8 protein-coding genes are annotated in these 8,859 nt (G+C 62.6%); 3 read left to right on the top strand and 5 right to left on the bottom strand.

Annotation, left to right across the window (positions count from 1 at the left end):
* Positions 1 to 1,476, bottom strand: a 1,476-nt coding sequence (gene bamA / locus FQ668_RS15960) for an outer membrane protein assembly factor BamA (RefSeq protein ID WP_144180413.1), incomplete at its 3' end; no start/stop codon positions are given.
* Positions 1,477 to 1,673: 197 nt separating this feature from the next.
* On the opposite strand from bamA, the gene FQ668_RS15955 reads away from it, so the two are divergent.
* Together FQ668_RS15955 and FQ668_RS15950 are read left to right on the top strand one after the other, a co-directional pair.
* The gene (locus tag FQ668_RS15955) at positions 1,674 to 2,366 is read left to right on the top strand and encodes a response regulator transcription factor (protein ID WP_019437019.1); all 693 of its coding nucleotides are present in this window, start codon (positions 1,674 to 1,676) and stop codon (positions 2,364 to 2,366) included.
* The gene (locus FQ668_RS15950) at positions 2,363 to 3,625 is read left to right on the top strand and encodes an ATP-binding protein (protein ID WP_019437018.1); all 1,263 of its coding nucleotides are present in this window, start codon (positions 2,363 to 2,365) and stop codon (positions 3,623 to 3,625) included. Before FQ668_RS15955 ends, FQ668_RS15950 begins: the two co-directional genes overlap by 4 nt.
* Here the strand turns inward: FQ668_RS15950 and FQ668_RS15945 are convergent.
* From FQ668_RS15945 to FQ668_RS15935, 3 genes are all read right to left on the bottom strand, one after another.
* Positions 3,618 to 4,613, bottom strand: a complete 996-nt coding sequence (locus FQ668_RS15945) for an aldo/keto reductase (protein WP_014590867.1) — start codon at positions 4,611 to 4,613, stop codon at positions 3,618 to 3,620. The genes FQ668_RS15950 and FQ668_RS15945 overlap by 8 nt on opposite strands.
* Positions 4,614 to 4,709: 96 nt before the next feature.
* A complete protein-coding gene (locus FQ668_RS15940) occupies positions 4,710 to 5,561 on the bottom strand; it encodes a LysR family transcriptional regulator (protein WP_014590868.1) in 852 nt (283 codons plus the stop codon).
* A 62-nt stretch (positions 5,562 to 5,623) separates the two neighbouring features.
* The gene (locus FQ668_RS15935; protein WP_019437017.1) at positions 5,624 to 6,808 is read right to left on the bottom strand and encodes an MFS transporter; all 1,185 of its coding nucleotides are present in this window, start codon (positions 6,806 to 6,808) and stop codon (positions 5,624 to 5,626) included.
* Between the two features lie 263 nt (positions 6,809 to 7,071).
* On the opposite strand from FQ668_RS15935, the gene FQ668_RS15930 reads away from it, so the two are divergent.
* Entirely contained in the window at positions 7,072 to 7,731 is a 660-nt protein-coding gene (locus FQ668_RS15930) for an alpha/beta hydrolase (RefSeq protein ID WP_014590870.1), read from the top strand.
* Here the strand turns inward: FQ668_RS15930 and FQ668_RS15925 are convergent.
* Positions 7,716 to 8,597, bottom strand: coding sequence for a LysR family transcriptional regulator (locus tag FQ668_RS15925; RefSeq protein ID WP_004374921.1), 882 nt, complete (start codon positions 8,595 to 8,597; stop codon positions 7,716 to 7,718). The two genes, FQ668_RS15930 and FQ668_RS15925, sit on opposite strands and share 16 nt — an antisense overlap.
* Positions 8,598 to 8,859: the final 262 nt, after the last annotated feature.

The following is an 8,859-nucleotide window of genomic DNA, read 5'->3' as shown; positions in this document are numbered from 1 at the left end:
GGTCTGGTATTCCGAACGGGTCAGGCCGATGGATACCTTGTTACCGGTACCGAGGAAGTTGCTCTGGCTGATCGAACCACCCAGGATCAGGCCGGCGCTCTGGGCGAAACCGACGCTGGCGGTGATCGAACCCGAGGCCTGCTCTTCGACGCTATAGTTGACGTCGACCTGGTCGTCGGTGCCAGGCACCTGCGGGGTCTCGACGTTGACTTCCTTGAAGAAGCCCAGGCGCTCAAGACGGGTCTTGGACTGGTCGATCAGGTAGGTCGACGCCCAGCCGCCTTCCATCTGGCGCATTTCGCGACGCAGCACTTCGTCCTCGGTCTTGGTGTTGCCGCGGTAGTTGATGCGGTTGACGTAGGCACGCTTGCCCGGGTCGACCACGAACATGATATCGACCGTGTGATCCTGGTCGTTTGGTTGCGGCACGCCGTTGACGTTGGCGAAAGTGTAGCCTTCGTTACCCAGACGGCGGGTGATCAGCTCGGACGTGCTGGTCATCACCTTGCGCGAGAACACCTGGCCCGGCTGCACCAGCAGCAGCGACTTGACCTGGTCTTCCGGCACCTTGAGGTCACCGGACAGCTTCACGTCGCGAACGGTGTATTTCGCGCCTTCGTTGATGTTGACGGTGATGTAGACGTGCTTCTTGTCCGGCGTGATGGACACCTGGGTGGAGGCGATGTCCATGTTGATGTAGCCGCGGTCCAGGTAGTAGGAACGCAGGCGCTCCAGGTCACCGGAGAGTTTTTCACGGGCGTACTTGTCGTCGTTCTTGAAGAACGACAACCAGTTGGTGGTCTTCAGTTCGAACAGCTGCCCCAGGGTCTCGTCATCGAATACGTTGTTGCCAACGATGTTGATGTGCTGGATGGCGGCGACGGTGCCTTCGTTGATCTTGATCTTCAGCGCCACACGGTTGCGCGGCTGTGGCACTACTTCGGCGTCAACCTCGGCCGAGTAGCGCCCCTGGGCCACGTACTGGCGCTGCAGCTCGTTACGCACACCTTCGAGGGTGGCACGCTGGAAGATCTCGCCTTCGGCCAGGCCCGATTGTTTCAGGCCCTTCATCAGGTCTTCGGTGCTGATCGCCTTGTTGCCTTCAATCTCGATGCTCGACACCGATGGGCGCTCGACCACATTGATGATCAGCACATTGCCATCGCGGCTCAACTGGATGTCCTGGAAGAACCCGGTCTTGAACAAGGAACGAGTCGAGTCCACCAGGCGGCGGTCGTCGGCCTGGTCGCCAACGTTCAGCGGCAAGGCACCGAACACACTGCCAGCGGAAACCCGCTGCAGGCCGTTGACGCGAATNGCCTGGTCGCCAACGTTCAGCGGCAAGGCACCGAACACACTGCCAGCGGAAACCCGCTGCAGGCCGTTGACGCGAATGTCGGCGATCCTGAACGGTGAGGCCTGGGCCAGGGTGGCTTTCAGCAACAGGATGGAGAGCAACAGGCGCGGGTAGTTCATCGGGGTTTCCAGACAAGCGGATTCGGAGGGCAGCAAGCGCGGGCGACCCGCAAGCAGCGGGCGATGAGGATACGGGCGGGCTGTGTACGGCGCGGTTAGCCGAGGGTAAAGATGTGTAAAGTCCGACCGGGCGGCAGTGACAGTGCCGGCTTGCAGGGCGATCATTGCCCCCCCTGCAATTGCGATATCTGGCCCTGATGATTCCTGTGCTGCTGGTCGACGACGACCGCGAACTGACTGAAATGCTCTCTTTGTACCTGGCGCGCGAAGGCTTCCAAGCGACGGCCGCGGGCACTGGTGAGGAAGGCGAGCCCCTGGCGTTGTCCGGCCATTTTCAGGTAGTGGTGCTGGACGTGATGCTGCCAGGCATCTCTGGTATCGAGGTGCTGCGCCGCGTGCGTGCACGTAGCCAGGTGCCGGTGCTGCTGCTGACGGCACGCGGTGACAACATCGACCGCATTGCCGGCCTGGAGCTGGGGGCCGATGACTATGTGCCCAAGCCCAGCTCTCCCGGTGAGCTGGTGGCACGCCTGCGGGCAATACTGCGTCGGGTTCAGCCGCAGCTGATGGGAGAGGCCATTACGCCTGAGCACGTGCGTTCCGGGGCATTGAAAATGTGGCCTGGCCGTCGTGAGGCGCACTGGTGCGACGCCACACTGGAGCTGACCGGCTCGGAGTTCAGCCTCCTTGAGGCGCTGGCCCGCCAGGCTGGTCAACTGATCAGCAAGCAGGACTTGTCACTCAACGCCTTGGGCAGGCCACTAACCCGCTATGACCGGCGCATTGATGTGCATGTCAGCAGCATCCGGCACAAGCTTGGCCCGCGTGCCGACGGCAGCAGCTGGATCCAGAGCGTGCGTGGCATGGGTTACATGCTGATCGTCGAATGATGCGCCGACGTCTGTTCTGGAAACTGTTTCTGGCGTTCTGGCTGGCCAATTGCCTGACCTTTCTGGTGGGGGCGGGCGCTTTCATGCTCAATGACTGGCGTGGCGATACCCCGGCACTGCGTTCGTTGCTGGCCACCGAAATGCAGATGTTGCAGCGCTACGGCGAGCAGGCAGGCCGACAGCTGCTTGATGTATCGCCGCAGCCGCCGGATGTGCAGGTGGGCCTTTACGACAGCCAGGGTCGGTTGCTGGCCGGCCGGGCGGTGCCGGAGGCGCGTTTCGAGCAAGCCTTGAGCGACCGCCAAGGTCGCGCGCTGGTGCTGCGTGCCTCGGTGGCCACGGTGCTTGGTGAGCCTGCGCGCCCTCGCGGCGTGGGCCCTCTTTTTACCGGCACGCTGATGAGTGCGCTGTTTGCCTTTCTGTGCAGCCTGTACCTGACCCGCCCACTGGCCTGGTTGCGTGAGGCGATGGCCCACGTGGCTCAGGGCCGGTTCGATGTGCGCGTCAAACCCCGGCTGGGCAAGCGCCACGACGAGATCGTCGAGCTGGCCGAGGACTGCGACCGCATGGCTGGCCAACTCAAGGCGTTGGTGCAGGCCCAGCAGAACCTGCTGCACGATATTTCCCACGAACTGCGCTCACCGCTTACCCGCATGCACGCAGCTATTGGCCTGATGCGCCAGCAACCCGACCGGCCCGACATGCTGGAGCGGGTCGAGCGCGAGTCGCGGCGCATGGACGACCTGATCGAGCAACTGCTGACCCTGGCCCGTGCCCAGTCCCGTCAAGACAACAATGACTTCGCCAGCGTGGATGTTGTCGAACTGCTGGCGCAGATCGTCGAGGATGCCCGTTTCGAGGCAGGCATGAAGCAGTGCCAAGTGTCCTTGCTGGCTCAGGGCGCGTTTCTCATGCATGGCCATGAAGAACTCCTGTACCGGGCCTTCGAGAACGTCATCCGCAATGCCGTGCGCTACACCAAGACCGGCACGGCGGTATTGGTGAAGGCCGCACCGGCACCAGGGGGGCAATGGTTGCAGGTGTGCGTCAGCGACCATGGCCCAGGCGTCGACCCGGCGCGCCTGCAGCGTATCTTCGAACCGTTCGACCGTGGCACCGACAGCAGCGACGGCTTTGGCCTGGGGCTGGCGATCGCCCAGCGTTCCATCGCCTTGCACGGTGGCAGCATCACCGCGCTGGCCGCCGCCACAGGGGGCTTGCGGGTGCGCATCGAACTGCCGCAAGCCATTGCTACTTGAAGCCGGTGACCGCGTGGGGAACGTAAGGGGCCTGCAAGCGCGCCACCTCATCCTCGCTCAGCTGCAGTGACAGTGCGCCCAGGGCATCGTCCAGGTGGGCGGGCTTCGAGGCGCCGACGATAGGGGCGCTAACGCCGGCCCTACCCAGCACCCAGGCCAGCGCAACCTGGGCCATCGGCACCCCCCGTTCGCTGGCGATCTGCTCGACCACATCGATTACCCGGCCGTCCTCCACCTCAGTCTTTTCATAGAACGACTGCCCGGACACATCGGTGCGCGTGCGTTGGGTTTGCTGCCCATGCGGCCGGGTCAGGCGGCCGCGCGCCATCGGGCTCCAGGGCATCAGGCCGACGCCTTGATCCAGGCACAGCGGGATCATCTCTCGCTCTTCTTCGCGGTAGATCAGGTTGAGGTAGTTCTGCATCGACACGAAGCGGCTCCAGCCATGGTTGGCGGCTACCTGCTGCGCCTTGGCGAACTGCCAGGCATACATCGACGATGCACCGATGTAGCGCGCCTTGCCGGCCTTGATCACATCATGCAGAGCTTCCATGGTTTCCTCGATGGGGGTGTGGTAGTCCCAGCGGTGGATCTGGTAAAGGTCGACGTAGTCTGTGCCCAGGCGGCTGAGGCTGGCGTCGATGTTGGCCATGATCGCCTTGCGTGACAAGCCTTGCTCATTGGGCCGGCTGGCGCCCTCCCACATGTTGGCAGGGAAGAACACCTTGGTGGCGATCACGGTCTCTTCGCGGCGGGTAAACTCCTTCAGGAGTTTGCCGAGGATGATTTCCGAAGTGCCGGCGGAATAGCTGTTGGCAGTGTCGAAGAAGTTGATGCCTTGCTCGACGGCATGGCGAATGATCGGCCGGCTGGCGTCTTCGCCCAAGGTCCAGGGGTGAGTGCCGGCGTCGGGTTCACCGAAGGTCATGCAGCCCAGGCACAGCCTTGAAATGTCCAGCCCAGTGCTACCCAGCTTTACGTACTGCATCGTCGTTTCCTTCAAGGGCGTGAGTGATGGAGTTAGCCTAACGCTGGCAGGGTTGGGCGAAAATTCCGTATTGATGCATGTGCCATCTGCAAGAATTCACAAGCGTAGCAGCGGCCGCACCTGTTGCTGAAGGAAGTCGGTAACCGCCTTGATCCGCGGTGTGGCGCGCACGTCTTCATGCACGGCCAGCCAGATTTCGATGCTCATTGTCTGTTGGGCGCTGCCTGCCTCTTTCAGACCGTGTTCCTGTGCCATGAACGCGGGCAGGCAGGCGATGCCGATGCCGCCGGCACAGGCTTGGGCCTGGATGCGCAGGTCATTGCTGTGCAATGCGAACGGCTGCTGGCCGGCCTGGAGGTTGAGCCATTGCTGTTGTGGGGAACGGGCCTGAGACTCGTCGTAGCCGATGTAGCGCCTGACCGTTGCGCTGGCCAGGTAACCGGGCGAGGCATACAGCCGGTAATCCAGGTGTCCCAGCAGGCTGACCACCAGAGTTGGCTCTGTCGGCCTGGCCAGGGCGATGCTGATGTCAGCTTCGCGGCGGACCAAGGACGCCTTGGATTTGCTGCCTACCAGCTTCAGGCGCAGCTGTGGGTAGCGCTGGTACAGCTCGCCCAGGCGCCGGGCGACGATGCTGCCCAGCAGCGCCGGTGGTGACGAGAGCACCACTTCGCCTTCCACTGCCTGTTGGCCGGCGCTGGCGAAATGCTCCAGGGCAAAAGAGGACATGGCCATCTGCTCGGCGAGTTCCGCAACACGTTGGCCTTCGTGGGTGAGGGCATAAGCGCGGGGACGTCGGTCGACCAGCTTGAGCTTGAGCGAAGCTTCGAGCGAGGCGATGCGCCGGGCCACGGTGGCGTGGTCGACACCCAGGGTCTTGGCAGCGGCCGACAGCGAGCCGGCCGAGCTGAAGGCGGAGAAATGGCGCAGGTCTTCCCAATCGAACATGAATGACTCGGCAGTGGCGGGTGCATGAAGGGGTAGGGTAACCCTCTATGACCATGCCGGCTTCAATGCCCGCCTTTCATCCGCCGCGCCACCAGGTAAATGCTCAAACCAACCAGCGCAGTCGCGGCGCCAATGTACCCGGTGCTGGTCCAGCCCATGCCTGCAGTGATCGCCATGCCTCCCAGCCATGGCCCCAGGGCATTGGCCAGGTTGAACGCCGCATGGTTCGACGCCGCTGCCAGGCTAGGTGCCTCATGGGCAATGTCCATGAGGCGAATCTGTAGCGGTGCCGCCAGGGCGATCATGGTGCCCACCAGGCCGATGCCCAGCAGCAGGCTCCACAGCGCCTGGGCGGCGAAGGTAAAGAACAGCAGCACGGCGACCGACCACATCAGTACCAAGCCCACGGCGCGGAACTGCAGGCGGTCGAACAGCTTGCCGCCAGCGATGTTGCCGACGATACCGCCCACGCCGAACGCCGCCAGACCGAACGGAATCCACTGTGGCGACACCTGGGTCACTTGCAGCATGGTCGGTGCCAGGTAGCTGAACACGCAGAACATGCCGGCAAAACCGATCGAAGCGATGGCCAGCGCCATCCATACCTGTGGGAGGGCAAAGGCCTGGAGCTCCTTGCGCGGGTCGCTGCGTGGTTCGTCGTGGCGCTGGGGCACGAAACGCCAGACCAGGGCGATGGTGCACAGGGCGATCGCGCCGACCAGCACGAATGCCGAACGCCAGCCGAAGTACTGGCCCAGGAAGGTGGCAACCGGGTTGCCGAGCAACATGGCCAAGGTCAGGCCCATCATCACCCGGGCAACGGCCCCCGCGCGCTGATCCTTGGCCACCATGCTCGAGGCCACCACTGCGGCAATGCCGAAGTAGGCGCCGTGGGGCAGGCCGCTGATGAAACGAAATGCGACCAGGCCACCGAATGAGGGGGCAAAGGCAGTGGCCAGGTTGCCCACGGCATACAGCAGCATCAACAGCAGCAGCATGTGCTTGCGCAGCAGTTTGGCACCGAGAATGGCCAGTGTCGGGGCGCCAACCATTACCCCCAGCGCATACGCGCTGATGGCATGGCCCACCTGTGGTTCGCTCAACTGCAAATTGCTGGCAATGTCGGGCATCAGGCCCATGATGGCGAATTCGCCGGTGCCGATGGCAAAGCTGCCCAGTGCCATGGCGGCTTCCATCTTGGCGACGGTGTTTTTACTGGGTAGCGGGGGGCGTTCCTGGACTGACATCTGTATCCCTATTGAAACATGCTGAAACGTTCAAGGCGGGATAATAGTCAATCGATGGCTGCAACGTCGAGGATGCTGCCCCGGCTTCCTCGCCTGTCAGCCCGTTTCCTGCTCAGTGCGGGCGCTCTTGCTACGCCCTGGCGGAAGTGGCTGGATCCTGTGGCAGCGGGTATGCCTGCTCTTTTAGACTGCGGGCGGTGACGCGCCAACGCTCGGCAAACGGTGTACACGCGCCACACACTCGGTTCACAAGGACAACTGCAATGTCAGATACCCCGCGCAACCCGCTGCTTATCGATGGGGCCGTCGGCCAGATCGAGCTGTTGATCGACTACCCCGACGGACCACCCAAAGGGTTGGTGCTGGTCAGCCATCCGCAACCGCTGCTGGGCGGTAGCCCACGGCATATCGTGCCGCTGACCCTGGCACGGCAGCTACGTGCAGCCGGCTGGCAAGTGGTACGGCCGAGCTTTCGTGGGGTGGGGCAGACCCAAGGCGCGCACGACCAGGGCATCGGTGAAGCCGAGGACTGCATCACGGTCATCCGTCACTTCAACCAGCAACAGCCCGAGCTGCCGGTAGCCCTGGTCGGGTTTTCCTTTGGGGCCTACGTGTTCGCCCGGGTTGCCTGTGCGCTGGAAGGGCAGTTGCAGGCAGTCGCATTGATGGGGCTGCCGGTGGGGGATGTACCGGGAGGGCGCTATTACGAGCCATTGCCGCTGCCTGGGGATTGCCTGTTACTGCAGGGTGAACAGGATGAAATGGCACCGCTGGCCAACCTGCTGCAATGGGCTGGCCCTGAACAACGGGCAGTGTCGGTATACGCCGGTGCCAATCACTTTTTCAAAGGCTGCCTGGGGCGTGCCGCGGAGCAGGTGATTGCTCATCTCGCCCAGAAGACTGGCCCTCACCGCTCCAGGTAATGCGTCTGTGCAGCAAAGTCGATGAACCGCTTGCTGGCCAGCGACAGGTATTCCCCCGAGCGCCAGCACAAGCGGAAACTCATCTGTTGTGCTGGCCGGAACGGCACTCCGACGATGCCTGGCGTGCGTTGCTGCACCGAGCGCAGCAGGGTCGCCACCCCCATGTTGTCCAGCGCGGCCTGCACTACCAGCGAGACGAAGTTGCTCTGTAGCGCCACTTGGTAAGTGATGCCATGTTCGGCGAAGAACGCATCCAGAAGATGGCGTTGAACGAAGGTGCGATCGAACACCACCATGTCGGTATTGCGCAGGTCTTCGGCGGTGAGGTAGGCCTTGCCGGCATAGGGGTGATCAGGGTGCATGCACGCCAGCATCTCGTCGCTGCCCAGCAGGATCGACTCCTTGTCGGGCGGTACACGCCGGGACTCCAGCAGCGCCAGGTCGATTTCCCGTTGCTCCAGGCGATGACCAATGTCTTCGGCACTGCCTTCGAACACGGTCATGGCAATGCCCGGGTACGACTTGCGGAAGGCGTTCATCAACCCGGGGACGTAGTGCAGGCCGAACATCGGCGGGATACCCAGGCGCACTTCACCGCGCTTGAGGTCGGCCATGTCGCGCAGCTCTTGCCGGGCAACGTCCATTTCGCGCAGGGCTGAGGCAATGCGCGGCAAGAACTGCTCGCCTTCTGCCGTGAGGATCACTTTGCGCGTGGTGCGGTTGAACAGGGTTACCCCCAGTTCTTCTTCCAGCCGGGTAACGGCCATGCTCAGCGCGGGCTGGGCGATGTGCAGGTGCTGCGCGGCCTTGGTGAAGCTGCCTTGGCGGACGATTTCGACACAGCAGCGCAATGCCTTGAGGTTCATTGAGGGGTGCTACCTTTCATGCGAGATGCATTCATAACGAACTGTGATGCTAAGCATCATAACAATATATTTATTATTATTAACCAGAGGGCCTACGATGCGCGCCACTGAGACATCCTGCAACATCTCAGTCACGCAGCTTAATAAATCTGCAATCCCACAAAGATTTTGAGGTAGTACCCCAAATGGCCAAGGCCGCCGATGTCGTTGTGCAATGCCTGGAAAACGAAGGTGTCGAGTATGTATTCGGCATTCCCGGTGA

This window comes from Pseudomonas sp. Kh14, assembly GCF_900291005.1.
Taxonomy (GTDB): domain Bacteria; phylum Pseudomonadota; class Gammaproteobacteria; order Pseudomonadales; family Pseudomonadaceae; genus Aquipseudomonas; species Aquipseudomonas alloputida.
Note: the sequence above shows the minus strand (reverse complement) of the source record. Positions and strands in the feature narration are given on the sequence as shown.